The organism is Acinetobacter sp. YH16044 (assembly GCF_013417145.1).
Lineage (GTDB): Bacteria > Pseudomonadota > Gammaproteobacteria > Pseudomonadales > Moraxellaceae > Acinetobacter > Acinetobacter amyesii.
On record NZ_VPEK01000038.1, the window covers coordinates 1 to 20,110 of the forward strand.

Annotated in this window: 14 protein-coding genes and 2 pseudogenes; 10 read left to right on the top strand and 6 right to left on the bottom strand. The window is 40.2% G+C overall.

Annotation, left to right across the window (positions count from 1 at the left end; all coding sequences use genetic code 11):
* The first annotated feature begins 161 nt into the window (after nt 1–161).
* From FTV38_RS14715 to FTV38_RS14735, 5 genes are all read left to right on the top strand, one after another.
* Nucleotides 162–3,851, top strand: a complete 3,690-nt coding sequence (locus FTV38_RS14715; protein WP_257222008.1) for an ATP-binding protein — start codon at nt 162–164, stop codon at nt 3,849–3,851.
* Nucleotides 3,852–3,875: 24 nt separating this feature from the next.
* The gene (locus FTV38_RS14720; protein WP_004676008.1) at nt 3,876–4,508 is read left to right on the top strand and encodes a hypothetical protein; all 633 of its coding nucleotides are present in this window, start codon (nt 3,876–3,878) and stop codon (nt 4,506–4,508) included.
* Nucleotides 4,505–5,749, top strand: coding sequence for a hypothetical protein (locus FTV38_RS14725; protein WP_005100615.1), 1,245 nt, complete (start codon nt 4,505–4,507; stop codon nt 5,747–5,749). The genes FTV38_RS14720 and FTV38_RS14725 overlap by 4 nt, the downstream gene beginning before the upstream one ends.
* Nucleotides 5,750–5,898: 149 nt before the next feature.
* Nucleotides 5,899–6,606 carry a hypothetical protein gene (locus FTV38_RS14730; protein WP_373887023.1) on the top strand — a complete coding sequence of 236 codons (708 nt, stop codon included), beginning with the start codon at nt 5,899–5,901 and terminating at the stop codon, nt 6,604–6,606.
* 179 nt (nt 6,607–6,785) lie between these two features.
* Entirely contained in the window at nt 6,786–7,361 is a 576-nt protein-coding gene (locus FTV38_RS14735) for a recombinase family protein (protein WP_075316580.1), read from the top strand.
* Between the two features lie 226 nt (nt 7,362–7,587).
* Here FTV38_RS14735 and FTV38_RS14740 read toward each other — a convergent pair whose 3' ends face one another.
* Nucleotides 7,588–8,085: a hypothetical protein gene (locus FTV38_RS14740; RefSeq protein WP_180009768.1), complete on the bottom strand. Its 498-nt coding sequence runs from the start codon at nt 8,083–8,085 to the stop codon at nt 7,588–7,590.
* A 100-nt stretch (nt 8,086–8,185) separates the two neighbouring features.
* A complete protein-coding gene (locus tag FTV38_RS14745; RefSeq protein WP_043963410.1) occupies nt 8,186–8,890 on the bottom strand; it encodes an IS6-like element IS1008 family transposase in 705 nt (234 codons plus the stop codon).
* A gap of 64 nt (nt 8,891–8,954) precedes the next feature.
* On the opposite strand from FTV38_RS14745, the pseudogene FTV38_RS14750 reads away from it, so the two are divergent.
* Nucleotides 8,955–9,353: pseudogene (locus tag FTV38_RS14750) on the top strand (helix-turn-helix transcriptional regulator); the annotation flags it as partial.
* A gap of 27 nt (nt 9,354–9,380) precedes the next feature.
* On the opposite strand, the gene FTV38_RS14755 reads toward FTV38_RS14750, so the two are convergent.
* Nucleotides 9,381–9,977 (bottom strand): LysE family transporter, encoded by a 597-nt coding sequence (locus tag FTV38_RS14755; RefSeq protein ID WP_180022882.1) that lies wholly within the window; start codon nt 9,975–9,977, stop codon nt 9,381–9,383.
* A 426-nt stretch (nt 9,978–10,403) separates the two neighbouring features.
* Between FTV38_RS14755 and FTV38_RS14760 the strand changes: the two genes are divergently transcribed.
* From FTV38_RS14760 to FTV38_RS14770, 3 genes are all read left to right on the top strand, one after another.
* Complete coding sequence (locus FTV38_RS14760; RefSeq protein ID WP_032073150.1) at nt 10,404–11,567, top strand: efflux RND transporter periplasmic adaptor subunit; 1,164 nt, start codon at nt 10,404–10,406, stop codon at nt 11,565–11,567.
* The gene (locus tag FTV38_RS14765; RefSeq protein WP_270915313.1) at nt 11,564–14,668 is read left to right on the top strand and encodes a multidrug efflux RND transporter permease subunit; all 3,105 of its coding nucleotides are present in this window, start codon (nt 11,564–11,566) and stop codon (nt 14,666–14,668) included. The genes FTV38_RS14760 and FTV38_RS14765 overlap by 4 nt, the downstream gene beginning before the upstream one ends.
* A 113-nt stretch (nt 14,669–14,781) precedes the next feature.
* Nucleotides 14,782–16,296, top strand: a complete 1,515-nt coding sequence (locus tag FTV38_RS14770; RefSeq protein WP_032073148.1) for an MFS transporter — start codon at nt 14,782–14,784, stop codon at nt 16,294–16,296.
* 103 nt (nt 16,297–16,399) lie between these two features.
* On the opposite strand, the gene adeS is transcribed toward FTV38_RS14770, so the two are convergent.
* Together adeS and adeR are read right to left on the bottom strand one after the other, a co-directional pair.
* Complete coding sequence (gene adeS / locus FTV38_RS14775; RefSeq protein WP_032073131.1) at nt 16,400–17,506, bottom strand: two-component sensor histidine kinase AdeS; 1,107 nt, start codon at nt 17,504–17,506, stop codon at nt 16,400–16,402.
* Nucleotides 17,496–18,224: an efflux system response regulator transcription factor AdeR gene (gene adeR / locus FTV38_RS14780; RefSeq protein ID WP_032073130.1), complete on the bottom strand. Its 729-nt coding sequence runs from the start codon at nt 18,222–18,224 to the stop codon at nt 17,496–17,498. The genes adeS and adeR overlap by 11 nt, the downstream gene beginning before the upstream one ends.
* 297 nt (nt 18,225–18,521) lie before the next feature.
* Here adeR and FTV38_RS14785 point away from each other — a divergent pair, with 297 nt between their 5' ends.
* On the top strand, nt 18,522–19,847 hold the full coding sequence (locus tag FTV38_RS14785; protein WP_079393426.1) for an ISNCY family transposase: 1,326 nt from the start codon (nt 18,522–18,524) through the stop codon (nt 19,845–19,847).
* A gap of 134 nt (nt 19,848–19,981) precedes the next feature.
* Here FTV38_RS14785 and FTV38_RS14790 read toward each other — a convergent pair.
* Nucleotides 19,982–20,110 (bottom strand): annotated as a pseudogene (locus FTV38_RS14790) (IS1 family transposase); the annotation flags it as partial.

Here is a 20,110-nt window from a genome sequence, read left to right on the forward strand (position 1 = left end):
CTAGACAAAATGACACCAAATGAGTTTTACTATGATCAGCTACCCCAACAAAACAAGGTGGCTTAACTAGAGCGGAATATCACTTATAAATACGCTTTTAGTTGTTCAAACAAGTGGAACCACCTCTTATAATGAGTATTATTAACCCTCAAGAAACCTCTATGAAAGGTTTACAGTCAATCATTCTTTATGATTCTTTTCTTTCATCTAAACTATTCCGAGTTGATATTAGTGGTGGTCATACAAACATTACCGGTATCAACGGTGCAGGGAAAACCTCATTCCTGAACCTGATTCCTATTTTCTTTGGTGCCTCACCAAATGGGTTAATAGAGAAAGCTGCAAACAAGAAAAATTTCGTAGACTACTATTTGCCGAGCAGTCGAAGCATGGTGATTTTTGAATACCTTGCTCACTCAGGTACAAAGTGTGTGGTGCTGTATCGCAATAATAATCAGGGCAAGCACAACTACCGATTTGTTGATGGATGCGCGGAAGATACGCTATTAAGTGAGAGCAGTCTGGAAATCTTGGGTCTTTCTCAGAATGTGAAAGACGTATTTGATCAGGTTTATAAATCTGGCGTTGATGTGAGCCGTCAGATCGACAGCATCCCTGAATATATCTATACGCTGACTGCAGATAAATCACGACTGACAGGTGAAAGAAACCTTCGTGATTTATGCAACCGCTATTCACTGTCTGGAAGCAAACAACAGCTAAAATTCCTGAGCAATCTGACCCAGGTAACGATTAACCAGAACAATGTTGTCTCAAACTTCAAAACCATGTTAATTGAAGCGTATTTGGACAACGAGAAAATCAAAACAAAACCAACCTCTACCGCAGATTGGTTAGCAACCATCAATGATGTGAAAGCCCTACAAAGCCTTCAATCGGAAAAGCAGAAGATTATCTCTGGCATTCAGTTAAAGAATGCGGTCTTAGCCTCCTTTAATGCGCTTCATGCACACCTGTTGGTACTCCGGGACCATGTGGTGAACTACGAGCAGCAGATCAGTTCGATAGAGCATGAAATCTATGCGGTAAAGAACAAAGGGAATGAGACAGTCCGTAACCTGAATAACCAGATTGTACAAGTCAAAGAGCTGATTGCAGTAAAAGAAAAGTCTGCAGGTAACTTTAAACAGGCAATTCATGATATTGAAGTTGCGGAAAGACGTTATCAAGACATGAATATTTCCGTCATGGAACAGGAATATAAGAAACGTGCGCACTACTTCAACGAGATTGAAGAAGCGAAGAAATACAAACAGTTTTTGACTGAAAGCTACGAAAATATCAACCGCGAGTACGACAAGCATTCAGCAGATTTGCTTCGTGAAAAAATGGCATCCAGTGAAGCCCTTAATGCTGAATCTAACGAGGTTCAGGAGGCAATCAACCAGTTGCGAAACCGCTTTGATCTCAAGGTGAAAGAGCTTGAGCGCAAACAGGCTGAACAGCTCCAAATTCTTGATCAAGAAATTTCCAGTGAACGTCAAAGGCTTCTGGATATCCAGTCAGCAGCTATGGAGCGCATGCACCAATCAACACTGTTTACGGATGAAGAAAACCTACAGCTACAGCGCCTCAAGTTGGCTTATGAAGTCAAAGAGAATACCTTGTCTGCAAAGTCTGACGAATTGAAAGCGGCTCAAAACAAGCTTAAACAACTTAATTTTGATCAAAACAAGGCGCAGTATGATCTTAATGGATTAAAAGCCAAGCTTGAGAAAGCCAAGCAGTCAGAAGAGAATCTGCGTACAACCCTGTTCCAGAAAGACACCTTGCTACGGTTCCTGAATGATGCACCGAATGAAGATGTGGACTGGCGTACTACCATTGCGAAGGTCATCAATCCTGAGCTTTTCTTCAAAACCAACCTGAACCCTGTCTGGCAAACTGGCGTGAATGCCAATGCCCTAAGCCTCTATGGTCTTGAAATAGACCTGAACAAGTTGGAGATTCCAGGGGAAGCCGACAGTCTTGAGCAACTACAAATACGTCTGAAAGATGCCGAGATTTACACGGCTTCTTTGGTTGAGCAGTACGACAAGCAATCGCATCTGGCTCAGTCCATCCATAGAGAGATCAACGAGACCAATATTGCAGTTGTTAAACTCGAAAATGAGTTAAATACCCTGCAAAACGAGAAGCAGCAAGCCCGACAGGTTTATGACCAGACTGAGAAAGAGCTGAAAGCGAAGAAGGCAGAAGCTACACGTATTGAGCAAGAAGCTGTAAATAGAGCGAAATACGAGCTGCAAACTTTCAACAATCAGATTGAGCCGAAGAAACGTGGTGAGCTTCGATCAGCCAACATGCTTGAAAAAAATGGCTTAAAGGAGAGCTATGATGCGTCCTATGCAGACTTGCGTATCAAGCTTGATCTGATTGCCACAAAGGAAAAGCAGCTAGAGAGCAGCTATCAAGCCAAGATGGATGATTTGACCAACCTGTATCACAGCAAACTGCGTGAGCAAGGCGTGGATGAAAATATCCTGAAACAGGCAGAAATGAAGATCAAGGCTGCGATTGCACAGCACACCAAAGTCAAAGGCTATGAAAGCATTTTGGCTGAGTACGATATGTGGAAGAAAAACCACTATCAGTACAAGCAGAACCATATCGAGGACATGAACCAAGCTCTGAAACTTGTATCTGAATACAGCCACAATCTTTCCAAACTGGAAAGTGAGCTTGAACAAGTCCGAACCTCCCTTCGTACAAGAGTGGACAATCTTGAAGCGAGTGCACAAGATTTCAGGGAGAAAATCAAAAAGCTGGATAAACAGGGGCGTGAAATCGAAAACCTGTTCGATGACGATATCCTATTGGTAGAGGTAGATCGACCTGAGTTTTTAAGCTTCGACAGCTTCTCTCGTGATCTGGGTACGTTGGCTGATACACAGAAGAAACAGATTTATCAATTACGCTTGCAGACAAACGCTTCTAAGGCATTACTGCGCAAATATGAAGCCTTCTCTCTGTTCAAGCTGTTTGAGGAAAAGATGGAGAGTATGGGGACTACCAGTGAAACCATGAACACCATTAACTCCATGTCTACCATCGAAAGCATCATGGACTACGACTTGCCGAAAAAGCATGATGCAGTCACAAACATTTTCCGTAATAAATCGGCTCAGTTGCGTAACTATATTCAGGAAATCCTTAATCTAAATAAGCGTTTAAAGAGCGTATCTACGGAACTGTCTGGTTACCTGAACCGTAGCAACAAGTTCAAGGCATTCACTGACTTCTCAATGAATCTGGAAAGTGTGCTGAATGACAAGAACACCCTAGATCAGCTCAATCAGTTTGTTTTGCAGTGTGAGGACTATCAATCCTTTGAAAACATGCAAAGCAGCTCCATTCCGAGCGAGGATTTCATTCGTTGCTGTGAATACACCTTAAAGGCAATTGAAAGCACCAAAGGACATACTGATGATATCCGCTCTATGGTACGTCTGAAAATGAGCGTGATGAACAATGGTCGTCTTGCCGAGCTGCGTACTGACAACGACTTTACCAGTGCAGGGAGTACAGGAACGTCACGTATTCTGGTGCTGATCATGTTCCTCGCATTGTCACGGAAGTTATGCCCTGATAACTCGACCTACATCCATATCCCGCTTGACGAGATTGGCAACTTTGATGCGATCAACACCAATTTGCTGTTCGACATGATGGACCATAACAAAATCTATCTGGTCTGTGCTCAACCGGAAAACTCAACCTCTAACCACAAGTTTAAGAATCTCTACATTGTTGGAGCCAATGGTGTCAGCACTGTTGTTCCACTGGAAATCGAAGGCGATAACCCATTGCTTGCAGCAGAACCAGTCTAATAGGGAAAAAGTGGAGAATTTTAAATGGCTGATAAACGATTAACAAAAGTAGCGACCAAATTATTAGAAGGTTATCTAATTGACCAGTGGAGTGATTTTGAGAACTTTGAGTTTTTGAATGATGTCGAATTTTTAGATCAACTAAACAACCATATTAGTTTTCTAGGCAAAAAGTGTATTCAGACACCGTGCGGTGGTGGGTATTTCCTGATTTACCTTGATATTGAAAGTGACCCTGAGATCAAAAAGGTCATCACCAAACAGTTTGAGGAAAACGTCAGCAAAATGGAGCCACTTGTGGACTGGCTGCGACTGTTCAGAAAGGCAGGGGGGCGCAATGAACCTCTGATTGGAGGCGACAGAATTACGTCTGGTGAAATCCTGGTTGAAGTGGAGAAGTCCAAGCATGTCCAAAAAGGGCTAAAAGAACTCTCTGCAAAGTTGGGTAAGACCGCAAGCACAGTGAAAGACCAGATCAACGGTGTTATTCAGTTTTTGGTACAGCGCGAATATTTAGTGCCGGTTGGGGTTGTGGGTACTGAGTTTTTGGCAACTTCACGTTGGTCGATTTTCTACGATGAAGCTGAGTACCTTGCCGAACACAATGCGATTGATATCACTCAAACAGATGATGTGGAGCAGGGCGAGTTACTATGATCGACTTCGTGAATCCGGCTGAACGTGGGGCGAAGGTTTTCTCTGCAAACATTGATGCTATTGCCGAAGCAATCATGTTTACCAGTTCGTCTATTCAGGTCAATGAATCAAACAAATCCTTGATTGATAATTTGCTGTCTTGCGATCTTGGGTATCTGGATGCAGAAAAAAACACGCTGCATCTAAGAAACTTCGTCATTGAGTTTGTGAATTTCTATAAAAACAGAAAGAAACGCAACATTTCCGCACCCGACATTAGCGGTCTGATTGATCGTATCAAAACGGTGAGTACCGACTATGCCTTGTCAAAAGTCGAGGACCCGGAAAGTGCCGAAGTATTAAAGGTTGAAGCAAGTGACCTGATTATTGAGCTTTCAAACAATATCAGCGAGAACATGACCAATTTTGCCGATCAGTGCTTTGAGTATCTGTCGCTGTTCAACAACTACGACATGAAAATGCGTAAGGCTGAACAAAGCTTAAAGACTGCCAAAATGCTAATTACGGCACTGGAAATCCTTTCACCAAATACGATGGATGAATTGGCGGTAGGTGATGCAGACTTGCAGAGAGTGATCTCCAAACGTCTCAAGCCAAGCGTGTTTGAAGCCATTGAAGAAATGAACCACAGCCATCACCGACTGGACAAGCAACTCTTTGAATGGAAAAAGGACATAAAAACCCAGGAGCGAATCAATCTGATTGATGCGCTGCACCGTCATTTTGCCAACAACCGGACGCTGAATGCCGATATTGATTTCAACAAGGCACCTGATAGCTTCCGTCGTGTACCACTTATCAAGCTGAAAGCTCGTGCCGATATCTACCTTGAGGATTTTGAGAACACTTTATCTGCGGTAGCTCAGACAGCCAATCAGAAGCGTGTTAAAAAAGATGGTCCAGTTGTTGAAAAAAAACGCCCACCGGTAGAGAAGGCAACGCATACGATAGTGAAGGCAGTCTCACCTCTGGATAAAGCTGCATTTTTCTTCTTTGACGCTTTTGGCAGTCCGGCAATCAATGAAATATCAGCAAAGAACGCCTACATACGCCTAGAGCCTGGATGCAAATTTGAATACTGGATTAGTCGCCTCCTGTATGAGTTTGAACTCAACCACTCAAACCATCTTGAGTTGCAGTTAGTGGGTGAAACGGATGCTAAATATAATGGCAACTACTACATTTCAGATATCGTGTTTCGTCGCAAAGACAGCAACGGAAAGGTGATGCAATGCGCTTAGGGCAAAGAGAACTCTCAATCATTCAGACGGTTTTACAGCTTAAAACCAGAGTGGTGAAGCTTAACAAGACATGGACAATGCTGAACAAAGACATGCAGATCGGTAGCATCATCAAACGTGAGCTGCATCTAAGTGAATCAGATCTTGATGTGCTTCGGGTTCTGTACGGAAAGCATGTAAAAACGGAGCCAGAGGTAACGTATGACTCCAATGCAGACCGAATATCGCTTGCTGATCATCGTATAGATGAAAAGTCTGGCAATGCCAGCGTTTTCGGTGAGCAGCTTTGGTTTGCTGCGATCAATGCACAACTACCGTTAAAGTCCGGTGAGATGCACATTGCACATCCTGGCGTGACAACAGCCGTGTCCTTAGAGCATCTTGCAGTAGAAAAAATCAGGAAGCTGATCATTATTGAGAATGGCACTATGCTTGTACGGATTTTGGACTGGTATCAGCAAGTTCCACTCGAATGGCAAGACAGCCTATTCCTTTACAGGGGGCATGGTAAGAACTGCCGGTCAGTCAATCAGTTGCTTGAAGTTCTGCCAGAAGAATGTCCGGTAGCGGTGTATACCGATTTCGACCTGTATGGGTTGAATATCGCCAATAATTTCAACCTGATCAGACCAGTCTCTGTGATGGTTCCCCAATGTTGGCAAAGCATTAAAGAACAACACCCTGATAACAACTTCTATAAGTATGTAGACCAGTCAGAGTACATTTCGGATTTGTCGGAAACCGAAGGCATGTCGGAGCCGATGAAAGCGATCTTGAAGCATGTGAACTTCAATAAAGTTGCAGTTATGCAAGAGAACGTGAACCGGCTTGGTCCATTGGTGTGTATAGCAATTTAAGGGCACTGTTGCAAAAGTTCAAGGTGTTACTTTAGACTATACCCTAAAGTAACAATATAAAAGTTCTTAAAACTATGTAACATTTAAATGATTTTTAACCATATATAACATGTAACTTTGATATTTAAGATTTATAATTTACGAAATTGTTCATTTTTATCTAATTGGGGCGTGAAAGAGTGAAAGGCCAAAAAGTAGGTTATGTGCGAGTGAGTTCGGTCGAGCAAAATACAGGGCGTCAACTTGAGGGAATTGAAGTCGACCGGATTTTTGTTGACCGTGCTTCGGGTAAAAATACCGACCGACCGAAATTTCAAGAAATGTTGAACTATGTCCGGGAAGGGGACAGGGTGATTGTACATTCCATGGATCGTTTTGCACGAAGTCTAAAAGATTTGGTCACTGAAGTAGATAAACTGGTCAAAAGAGGGATCGCTATCCAGTTTGTAAAAGAGAATATTACTTTTACTGCCCAATCCACGCCGATGGATAATTTGATGCTGCAACTGATGGGTGCTTTTGCGCAATTTGAACGTGAAATCATTCTGGAAAGGCAAAAGGAAGGAATTAAACTCGCCTCTGTTCAAGGGAAGTACAAAGGCCGGGTACATAAATTGAAGCCTGATAAAGCTGAAGCTTTGCGACAAGCATGGAAGGAAGGGCAGTATCCTTCAAAAATGGCATTAGGCCAGGCATTTGGAATTAGCCGCCAAGCGGTATACCGCTATTTAAAAGCCGGAGAGGAACTCAGTTGAAATTGGCGACTATAATTATTTATCTTATGAAAACTGTGGAACACTGACCCGGTACGGTTCAAGTAAAAATAATTATATTGCTGAGGAGGTTCTTATTGAAAGAGCTGAGAAGTTGGTAAAAACTATTGAAGAAATAGCTAAAAATCAGCCTGTAAAATACGGGCTGATTTATTGTTATAACTTTTAAAGATTAAGTTTAAAATAATATTAGCTAGGTGTTGGAATATTAGTAGTTATAACGGGTTTCTTGATAAAGATCTTCAGAAATTGGAAGTTGGGCTACCTTTTTAAAACGTCCTGACTCTAATACATAATAATATGCCATATAGCCGAGAGAATCGTAGTCATTTGTGTAGAGCTCTTCTGTTGTTATGATTACCTTGCTATTTGCTCTAATGCTGACAATATTTTCACCGCCTTCACCACCAAATGGTGTATCAAGAATGGCACCTGTTCTTTTATTGATAAAAGTATATACACGACAACTCGTACCACATCCCCATACACTCAGAACATATTCGCCAGCAAAGTTAATATCTTCTTTAGAAGAGTTAGTTAGACGTGTTTTGTAATTTTTATGATATGGCGTTGTTAATTTTGGTGCAGAAGTGGGACCTGTATAAATTCGAGCGGGATAGTCTGAGAATTTAGGGATTTCTACGATTTGAGCAAAGCTTGTATTAATTATAAAAGTAAGAAACAAAAAAATTATAAAACGATTCATTTTAAAGACTTGTATTGGGAAAGTAGTTGCGTGAAATGTACCATATTTGGCACTGTTGCAAATAGAGATTTGAGTCGATGATGTTCCCTTTAAAAAGTGCTTAGAGACCGAAAACCCTGTTGATTAGACACACTTCACCCTGAGGCTGACCATAATAAAATGACGATGCTTGTCCTTTACGTAGTGCACGCATGACTTCAATACCTTTAATTGTGGCATAAGCAGTCTTCATAGATTTGAATCCTAATGTGGCCCTGATGATTCGCTTTAACTTACCATGATCACATTCAATGACATTATTTTTATACTTAATCTGCCTGTGCTCAATATCTACTGGACATTTTCCTTCTCGCTTTAACCGTGATAAAGCATGGCCATAGGTCGCTGCTTTATCTGTATTGATGACCCGTGGAATTTGCCATTTTTTCACCGTATTGAAGATCTTTCCTAAAAAACAATAGGCTGATTTACTGTTCCGTCTAGCGGAAAGGTAAAAGTCAATCGTATGACCACGTTGATCAACTGCACGATACAGGTAAGTCCATCGCCCCTTCACTTTGATATAAGTCTCATCCATATGCCATGAATGTAAATCTGTAGGGTTACGCCAATACCAGCGTAACCGTTTTTCCATTTCTGGAGCATAACGCTGAACCCAACGATAAATTGTACTGTGATCCACATTTATGCCTCGTTCAGCGAGCATTTCTTGAAGTTCACGATAGCTGATGCCATATTTACAATACCAACGAACAGCCCAAAGAATGATTTCACCTTGAAAGTGCCGACCGTGGAAGGGATTCATCTGCTGTATCTCGAAATAAATAAGATATTTAGCTTATCATGTCAGCCTATTTGCAACAGTGCCGGAAGATGCTCTATTTGATTTGGCAACTACACTGTGTGAAATTTCAGATACTTCATCTAACCAAAACAAAAAATTTGACTACAAGGCAGCAGAGAGAGCGCGTGAGTGTATTTTGGCGTATCCACATGAAAACTTAAGTTTGTCAGATTTAGAGAAACATGCTGATCGTGACCGCTGGAGCCTTTCTCGTGATTTCCGATTATTATTTGGAACTAGCCCACACCGTTATATGATCATGCGTCGCTTAGAAACAGTTAAGTTCTACCTTGCTCAAGGGGAGTCTATTGTTAATGCTGCTTTAAATGCAGGCTTTTTTGATCAGAGTCATATGACCAGACATTTTATAAAAACATTTGGTTTAACTCCCACTCAATGGAAAATGATAAATATTAAAAGATAGCCGTTCGATTTGAACGGCTAATTTGTCCTACAGCAGATTTATTCCATTAAGAAAATCTTTGAACATAAAAAGCCCTGATAAAATCAAGAGTATACCCATCAGCTTATTTAGCCGATTAAACCAGATAGGATTAGCAATTTTGTTGCCTAATAATTTTCCAACCAGAGCATAGGTGAATGGTGCGCCAACAGCACCAAGTGAAATCAGTAAAGAAACTATCAAGATCATGATTCCTGTGATTTTGGCTGCAGGGTACATAATTGTCGTAACAGGTAGAATGACGAGAATGGCTTTTGGATTTAATAACTGAATAAATAAGCCATTTAAGAATGTTAGATGGCTTTCTTGCTGTTGAGTTGTTTCTACATTCGCCCTAATCATTTTTATAGCCAAGTAGAATGTATAAATTGCACCCGCTAAAGCAATATAATGAATCAATCCATGTGGAATAACAGCTTCACCTATATAGCCAAACAATACGAATAAGATCAACATGGCGAAACCAATGCCTAGGTAAAATCCTATAGTCTTTTTTAATTGACCTGTAAGGCCAGAATTTAGCCCCATAAAATTTACAGGGCCTGGGCTATACATAACGCTTAATGTATAAAGAAATATTTCCACAGAGTTCACTCAATTAGATAGCAATAAACATCAAAGAGAGAACGGTATCGAGTTATAGGCCTTAAAGATTGTACGTTTGTGCTGAACTAATTAAAAATTTCTATTTAACTTATGTTCACCTAAAGTTCACTTCATAAGTGTATAAAGAAACTATGTATTGTATTTTCAATTGCTTATATAAATATTAGTCTTGGTTTAGAATTTTAAAGTTCATGAACTATGAGAAAAAACTAAGATACGATCAAAATTGTAGAACAACAAAATTATTTATACTAATTTACAAGCCACGCTGTTTAAGCGTGTCATTAAAAAATAAATCTTTTAATCTCTCCACACAATCTCCACACAATCTCCACACAACATCAGCAATTCATAAACACTGCTATTTCAAAATAGTAGTATCTAAAACCCCCCCTCTGAAAAAGCATGTCAACACATTATCATTTAATAGGTTCAATACTTATTACAACTGTACTTTTAATCGGCTGTACACAAGCCAAAGATGCTGAACAGTCCCCAACAGAAATGCCACCAGCGGTTGTCAGTACCATCACGGTATTACCGCATTCCATGAATTTAATTGAAAATCTTCCAGGCCGTGTTGTCGCTTACCGTATTGCTGAAATTCGCCCGCAAGTAGGTGGAATTGTTGATAAAGTACTTTTTAAGCAAGGCTCTTATGTGCAAGCAGGTCAACCGCTTTTTAAATTGAATTCTGAAATATTTCAGGCAGATGTAAAAAGCAATCAAGCCACTTTAAACCGTGCACAAGCTGAGGTGACACGTTTGCAGGTGCTGTTAAAACGCTACACTGAATTAGTAAAAGTAAATGCGGTTAGTCAGCAGGAATACAACAATACCGAAGCAGATTATCAAAAAGCAAAAGCCGATGTGGCGCAAATGCAAGCCATGTTAAGCAGACAACAACTTAATCTTAAATATGCGACTGTTACAGCCCCTATCTCGGGAACGATTGGTGAAATCTTAGTGACTGAGGGTGCATTAGTTGGTCAAGGTGATACTAATGCAATGGCCGTAATACAACAGATTAATAAAGTCTATGTTGATGTAAAGCAATCAATTAGTGATTATGAAAAACTACAGGAAGCTTTACAGCAAGGTGACGTGTCAAATACCAAACATACGGTTGAAATCCTAAATAGTCAGGGTAAACCTTATAACGTTACAGGTGAAATCCTATTTTCGGATACTAAAGTTGATCCTGATACGGGTGATGTCACAATCCGTATTTTAGCCAATAATGAAAATCAAAAACTTTTGCCAGGCATGTATGTTCGAGTCAATATGAGCCGAGCTCAAGTTGAAAATGCGCTCCTAGTTCCAGAACAAGCGATTCAACATGATATTAGTGGTAAAGCCAATGTTACGATTGTTAATCAAAAAGGTTTAGCGCAAAGCAAGCCTGTTCAGCTTGGTCAACGTTATCAAAATAACTATGTGATCAAACAAGGGTTACAAGCAGGTGAGAAAGTCATTGTTGAAGGGGCTGATCGTATACAGCCTGAGCAAAAATTAAAAATTAAGCAGTGGCAACCTACAAATATTAAGGAAAATGGAGGACAGCAATAATGTCCCAATTTTTCATTAGGCGTCCTATTTTTGCATGGGTGATTGCTTTATTTATTATTCTGTTGGGTGTACTAAGCATCCCCAAGTTACCTATTGCACGATTCCCAAGTGTTGCGCCACCACAGATTAGTATTACGGCAATCTATCCAGGTGCTACGCCAAAAACATTGAATGATAGTGTTGTGACCTTGATTGAGCGGGAAATGTCAGGTGTCAAAAACTTACTTTATTACAGTTCAAGTTCAGATAGTTCTGGAACAGCAACAATCACCGCAACATTTAAACCAGGTACAGATGTAGAACTTGCACAAATTGATGTGCAAAACAAAATTAAAGCCATTGAGTCACGCTTACCTCAAACAGTGCGACAACAAGGGCTGATGGTCGATGCTGCGTCGTCTGGTTTTTTAATGATGGTGGGCTTAAGTTCACCGAATGGCAAATATAGTGAAATTGATGTCAGTGACTATATGACTCGCTATGTGATTGAAGAATTAAAGCGGGTTGACGGTGTTGGTAAAGTCCAAAATTTTGGTGCTGAAAAAGCCATGCGGATTTGGGTCGATCCAGATCGTTTGGTTTCTTATGGATTGAGTATTCAAGATGTGAATACAGCCATCCAAAACCAAAACTTGCCGATATCACCAGGTCGTATTGGTGATGTTCCTGCTTTGACGGGGCAACAAATTACTATTCCTTTAACTGCTCAAGGTCAATTAGAAACTGTAGAGCAATTCAAGAAAATTAGTTTACGTGCTCAACAAAATGGCGCCAATGTTCGACTGTCGGATGTCGCTCGTGTCGAAATCGGGGCACAGATGTATAACTTTGCGATTTTAGAAAATGGCAAAGCCTCTACAGCTGTGGCGATACAAATGAGTCCTGGTGCCAACGCTGTCAAGACTGCAGAAGGTGTTAAAGCGAAAATTGAACAGTTAGGTTCAGCACTGCCTGATGGTATGAAATTCTCTATACCTTACGACACTGCACCTTTTGTAAAAATCTCGATTGAAAAAGTAATCATGACATTGCTTGAAGCTATGGCATTAGTTTTTATTGTCATGTTTATCTTTTTACACAATGTTCGATACACCTTAATTCCGGCGATTGTTGCACCGATTGCATTGCTTGGCACATTCTCAGTCATGCTGCTTGCTGGTTTTTCGATTAATGTGCTGACCATGTTCGGTATGGTGCTTGCGATCGGGATTATTGTCGATGATGCGATTGTGGTCATTGAGAATGTTGAACGCATTATGGCGACAGAAGGCTTATCTCCAGTTGAAGCCACATCTAAAGCCATGAAGGAAATTACCAATCCGATTATTGGCATCACCTTAGTGTTAGCCGCTGTATTCTTGCCGATGGCATTGGCGTCAGGCTCAGTGGGGATTATCTATCGTCAGTTCACCATTACCATGTCGGTTTCAATTTTATTCTCAGCTTTCCTTGCACTGACATTAACCCCTGCGTTATGTGCAACGATGTTAAAACCGATTGATCAAGACCATCAGAAAAAGGGTGTTTTTGCATCGTTTGATCGCAGTTTTGAGAAGCTGAACAATCGCTATGAACGCAGTTTATTTAAAGTAATTAAACATAAAACCCTCGCAATGTTATGTTTCTTAGGCATTGTCATTGTGCTGATTTTTAGTTTTAAACACGTTCCGACTGCGTTTATGCCAGAAGAAGATCAGGGGTGGTTTATGACTTCGATTCAACTTCCTGCGGATGCAACTCAAGAACGTACCCGTAAAGTCGTTGCTGAGTTTCAAAATTATTTAGACCAAGAAACGGGGATTAAAGACAATATGGCGGTCTTAGGTTTTGGTTTTAGTGGATCTGGTCAGAATACAGCGATGTATTTTACCAATCTATTGCCATTCGAAGAGCGTACTATTACGGCACAAGAAGTCGTGAATAATGCCAATATAGCGATGGCTGAAAGTTCAGAAGGTCAAACCATGTCTGTGTTACCACCAGCAATTGATGAATTGGGTAACTCATCTGGTTTTTCACTGAGATTATTAGATCGTGGCAATATTGGCATGCCTGCTTTAAGAGAAGCACAAGATCAGCTTTTAGCATTAGCAGCACAAAGTAAAATCGTGGCGGAGGTCTATCCTGAAGGTTTGCCAGATGGCAGTTCTGTACAGCTTAAAATTGATAGAGATAAATTGCAGGCATTAGGTGTTAATTTCAGTGATGTGACCGATATTATTTCAACCTCAATGGGTTCGATGTATATCAATGATTTTCCAAATCATGACCGTATGCAGCAAGTCATTGTGCAACTTGATGCCAAATCACGCATGAGTATTGAAGATATTCTTCAGATTAAGGTGAACAGTCAAAGCGGTAAATTGGTTTCAATGTCTGAAATAATTACTCCAATTTGGCAACATTCCCCACAACAATACAATCGTTACAACGGTCGTCCATCATTGAGTATTTCTGGCAGTCCAGCAGCAGGTATATCTTCAGGACAAGCCATGACTGAGATGGAAAATTTGATTGAACAACTTCCGAAAGGTGTGGGTTATGAGTGGACTGGGATTTCTCTAGAAGAAAAACAGTCGGAATCACAAACCTTGTTTTTATTACTGTTGTCGATGTTAGTCGTTTTCCTTGTCTTGGCAGCGCTTTATGAAAGCTGGTCAATTCCATTCTCTGTGATGCTAGTTGTCCCTCTAGGGTTGATTGGCGCCTTTTTAGCAGTAATGTTACGTGGTATGCCAAATGATATTTTCTTTAAGGTCGGCATGATCACGATTATTGGTCTATCTGCAAAGAATGCTATTTTGATTGTTGAGTTTGCAAAAGCACTAAGAGAAGAAGGAATGGGTTTAGTGGAGGCAACCGTTGCAGCCGCTAAATTGCGCTTACGTCCAATCCTAATGACATCTTTGGCATTTACCTGTGGCGTTATTCCTTTAGTCATTGCCAGTGGCGCTAGTTCTGAAACTCAAAAAGCGATTGGTACAGGCGTCTTTGGCGGCATGATCAGCGCAACAATTCTAGCTGTTATTTTTGTACCGATTTTCTTTATTGTCGTCATGAGCATGGTTGAGAAATTCTCGAAACGTAAAGCGGCACATTAAGCATCAAAACTGAGAATAAAAGCTGTGGGTTAACGAGTTTAGCCCACAACAAATCTTTCATTTACATCTTTATTTCAGAATTGATTTAATAAACCATCAATATAGGTTTAATCATGAAAGCTACCAATCTTGATCCGAAACGCTGGTGGATATTGCTCGCTGTCGTGCTTGCATTTCTGCCGATTGTGATTGATATGACTGTACTGCATGTTGCGGTTCCCTCATTAACCCAATCGCTGAGTGCCACAAGTAACCAAGTCTTATGGATTATTGATATTTATCCATTACTTATGGCTGGACTTTTAGTTCCGATGGGAACTTTGGCTGATCGTGTCGGCAATCGTAAGATTCTGCTGATTGGCTTGGTTATATTTGGAATTGCCTCAGTCCTTGCGGCATTTTCCCAAACGGCTTCTATGCTGATTGCCGCACGTGCTTTATTAGCATTAGGCGGTGCCATGATTATGCCCTGTGTATTGGGTATTATTCGCAGAACCTTCGAAGACAGTCGCGAACGTGCCATTGCGCTGGGTATTTGGGGCACAATCGGATCAGCCGGTGCCGCCATTGGACCGCTCATTGGTGGGGGATTGTTAGAATATTTCTGGTGGGGTTCAGTTTTCCTGATTAACGTCCCAATCATGCTGGTTGTCGCACCAATGTGCTATTTCTTATTGTCCCGAAAAGAAGCTATAACCCCTGGACATTGGGCATTTGGTCAAGCGCTATTGCTGATTGTCGGTTTGATTTCGTTTGTATATGCACTAAAAGCAGGCTTAGGCGGTAAACAGTCGTTGTTGATTGTCTTGCCTTTGGTCGTTTTATCTATCGGCTTATTAACCATATTTGTACGCAAACAGCTGAATTCTCCTCAGCCGATGCTAGATCTTTCGCTATTTTCACGTCCTGCTATTTTAGCCGGCATTATTATGGCAATGGTTGCTGCAGGCGCTTTGGCAGGGGTTGAGTTAACTTTGGCAATGGAGCTGCAATATGTCATTCGTTTAACACCGCTGCAAGCCGGTCTTTTTATGGTTCCGATTATGGTTGCGGCCGCTATTGGCGGGCCTATTGCTGGTTTTTTATCCAATAAATTTGGACTCCGTCTGGTTGCGACCATGTCATTAATATTGGCAGCAATTGCGTTGGTCAGTTTGAGTTATTCAGATTTTCATCATCCGGGAATCATCGTTCCCTTTATTTTAGCTTCGATTGGATTAACACTGAGTATTGGTTTAACAGCTTCATCCATTGCGATCATGGGCTCAGTACCTGCAGAAAAGGGCGGTGCGGCAGGTTCACTTGAAAGTACAGGTTATGAACTGGGTACAGGACTAGGTATTACTTTATTTGGTGTTTTCATGGCCTATATATTTGGCAGTCATCTTCAAGTGCCGTCAGATTTAACTGCTGTTTTAGCAGAAAAAGCCAGACTTTCGATTGGTGATACCTATTTAGTGGCGAGCCAGTTACCCGTTGAACAAGGTACAGCATTGATTAACGCAGGTAAAATTGCCTTCAGTTCAGCTCATGTTAATTTATTATTAACAGCAGGGATTATCATCGGGATACTCTCCATTGTGGTATTTTTTATGCTAGCTAAATATCGAGATGAGAATTCATTGTGATGAAATTTATTTGAGGATCATCAAACAGAATGGTTAAGTTCAGACATCAATTTATCTTAAATTTATGGTTTAAATTAAGCCGTATTAATCTGAACTTAACACATTATAAATGAGTTGATGTCTTACGATTTAGTTGAATAGTAAAACAGCTGCCACCTAAGTTTTTGGATTTAGAATAATAAATATGACCTTGGTGTGCTTCAATAATTGCATCAATCACTGCCAAGCCTAATCCAGTACCGCCATCTAGACATGATCTAGAGTCTTCCAGTCGATAGAAGGGTTTGAACAGGTGTTTAAGATGCGATTCATCAATACCAGGACCTTCATCTTCAAACGTCAATACCCAATGTTCTGCTGTGGTTACAGATGTAATATTTATTTTTCCAGCATTCGAATATCTTAGAAAGTTAGAGAACAATGCAATAAAGACCTGTTCCATCCTTCTTATATCAACGCAAACCAATTTATCCGTCAAATTTAAAACAATAGTTAAACCTTTAACATGAAACCGTTCATTAAACATCTGCAGACATTTTTCAATACTATTTTTTAAATTGGTCTTTTCTAGTTCTAATCGTAATTGTTTATTTTCAATAAGTGTCAGTGTCCGTAAATCTTCCACAAGGTAAGATAAGCCTTCGACTTGGTTCAATAAGCTTAGGTGTAAAGCTTTATCGGCAATAAATATACCATCGACAATACCTTGCAAGCGACCTTGTAATATTGTCACAGGTGTTCGTAATTCATGTGCAATTGCAGCATTCCAAACAGTTGAATTCTTAACTGATACTTCAAGTTGGTTTGCCATTTCATTGAAGTTCTCAATAAGAGACTTGATTTCATGTGGAATATCATGATGTGGCTGTTTAATTCTGAGTGCTAAATTGCCTTGTTGAATTTGTTGAATAACATCTGCTAAATCACTAATTGGCTGTGTATAGCGTTTTCCATATTTAAAGGCGAGGATAGTAGAAAGAAAAAAGCCTGTTAATAGCACTAAAAACAGCCAGATAAAGTCAACGGAGGTAACTGAAAATTCATTTGAATTAATAACTTGTGTATTTAGAAAACCTATTTTTATCGCCCAGCTATAAACAAAATAGCCAATCATGAAAGATAACAGCGTAATGCCTAAATTGAATAGGCTCATCATGATAATAAACTGGAAGTTAATTCCAACAGAATTTTTAAAAAAGTTAAATTTCATGATTTTGATCTAAGCGATACCCCACGCCACGGACATTGATTAATAAGCCATTTACATCATTTTCTTCAAGTTTTTTGCGTAATTTGCTGATATGGCTATCTACAGTGCGATCTAAAGCATCACTTTCAGGCATACAGTTTTGGATCAATTCATTACGTGTAAAGACTTTATTCGGTGTTTTTGCCATCAAAAACAGTATCTTATACTCAGTTAACGTAAGGTTGAGCAACTGATTTCTTTGACCATTTGAAATGTAAACTTGATGATGATCTGGATTAATTTCAATATTTCTATAACGAATAATATTAGTTATTTCCATATTTTGGCTTGTACTTCGTCTAAGTACGGCTTGTATTCGTGCAATCACTTCGTTTGGGTTAAATGGCTTAATAATAAAGTCATCAGCACCCATTTTTAGCCCCATGATCTTATTCACTTGATCATCTAAGGCAGTCAGCATAATGACAGGTAAATGACTTGTTTGACGGATGATTTGTAGAATTTCCCAGCCATTTAGTTTGGGTAATTTAATATCAAGGAGAATCAGGTCGATAGAGTTGGCTTTTAGGCACTCTAAAGCTTGTTGTCCATCCAATGCACGGATGACCTGCATGTTTTCATTTTTTATGTATTTTTCAAGAATGTCACCAATATCATAATCATCTTCTACAACGAGAATGACGCTGTTTTCGAAGCTGTGCTGTAGATTTGGATACATATATTTTATCTTAGATGAAGTAGCTATGCATTTTAACATTTAATTGTGTAATGGAGATGATTAGACGAGCAGTCATTTATATTTGTAATTGAGGGGTGACATATAATAAAATTCGTTGCATATCAGTATTAATGAACAAAATGTCAATTATCATTCATTTAACATAATGGCTGTTATACGAAACGAGAGTTGTAAGCCCCAAGTAGAAATGTCCGGTTTCTCCAAAGTAAAAATGTCCGCTTTTAGAATATGCACTTTTGCAATTTTCTTAGCGGACGGTTTGATATGTTGGTGTCTATGTCGGATAAAGAACTTAAACGATTGTCGGTCTTGCAAGAAATCTGTGATCAACGCATAACCCAGTCCCAAGCTGCTCAGCTACTTCATATTTCAGAACGTCAGATCAGACGTTTATTGCAAAAATACAAAGCTCAAGGCCCAGCTGCATTAGCACATGCTGCACGTGGCCAAATCAGCAATTCCAGGCTTCCTGAAGAGCTCAGACTCAAGTGCCTCAATATTGTTTCGGATCAACTGCATGGTTTCGGACCCACTTTAGCGCATGAAAAGCTCACCACTGTTCATGGATTCGATATTTCAGTGGAAACACTGCGTTCCTGGATGATTGCAGCCGATCTGTGGATTCCTCGCGCCAAGCGCCTGAAACGCCCGTATCAGCCTCGTTATAACCGAGATTGTTATGGTGAACTGATTCAAATCGATGGCTCACACCATGACTGGTTTGAAGGACGCGCTGCTAAGTGCTGTCTGCTGGTATTTATCGATGATGCCACAGGAAAATTACAGCATTTACGTTTCTGTGAGTCGGAATCAGCATTTGACTATATGATTTCAACACGTTTGTATGTTGAGCAGCATGGTAAGCCGTTGGCGTTTTACAGTGATAAACATTCAGTCTTCAGGGTGAATCAAAGCAGCAAGAAAGACACCAAGATTACCCAGTTTGGACGCGTACTCAGTACCCTCAATATCGATATCATCTTCGCCAATTCACCACAAGCCAAAGGCCGTGTAGAACGGGCGAATAGAACGCTTCAGGACCGTCTGATTAAAGAAATGCGCCTGGAAGGCATCTATTCGATTGAGCAAGCGAATGCCTGGCTGCCCTGCTTTATCGAGCAATTTAATCGTAAATTTGCCAATATGGCCTTTAATCCCAAGGATCTACACCGGACTGTCACTGAAACAGCCGAAGAATTAGATGATGTTTTTACCTGGCGTGAACCCCGCAGAGTCACGAACAGCCTGACGATTACTTATGATAAATGCGTATATTTACTGGAAAATACCGAAGAAAATAAAAGGTTGATCGGCAAGTATCTTGAGTTTCTGGAATACCCGGATGGCACGGTAGCCATTGAACATCAAGGAAGAAAAATCAATTACAGCATCTTCGATAAATTAAGTCAGCTCAACCAGCGAGAGGTTGTTGAGAATAAACGTTTAGGTGCTGTTCTCAATCATATTCAACAACAGCACGAAGAATTAGAACAGCAAAACAAACGCAATCGTTCTCAAAAGATGCCGAGCAGACGTGCACAGAAAACAGTAATCAAAGAACGAAATCTGAATCCTGTGCTTGACTTGGAAGTGTCTGTATAGGACATTTCTATTTGGTTATTAGGTAGGACATTTCTACTTAGGAATAACAGAGAGTGTTAGAACCCATTTAAAGTGTCTATATTCTCACCAATAAAAATGTCCGGTTTCTCCGAGGTAAAATATGACTTTTGAACAAAAATAAGCCATTGTTTATTCTTTTTATTTCCAACAAAATTCCAGAACTCATCTACTTCGAGAGATTCATAATGACTTTGCTGAGGCTGAATTTCATAGGTTGATTCAGTTAAAGTACGTAAAACTTT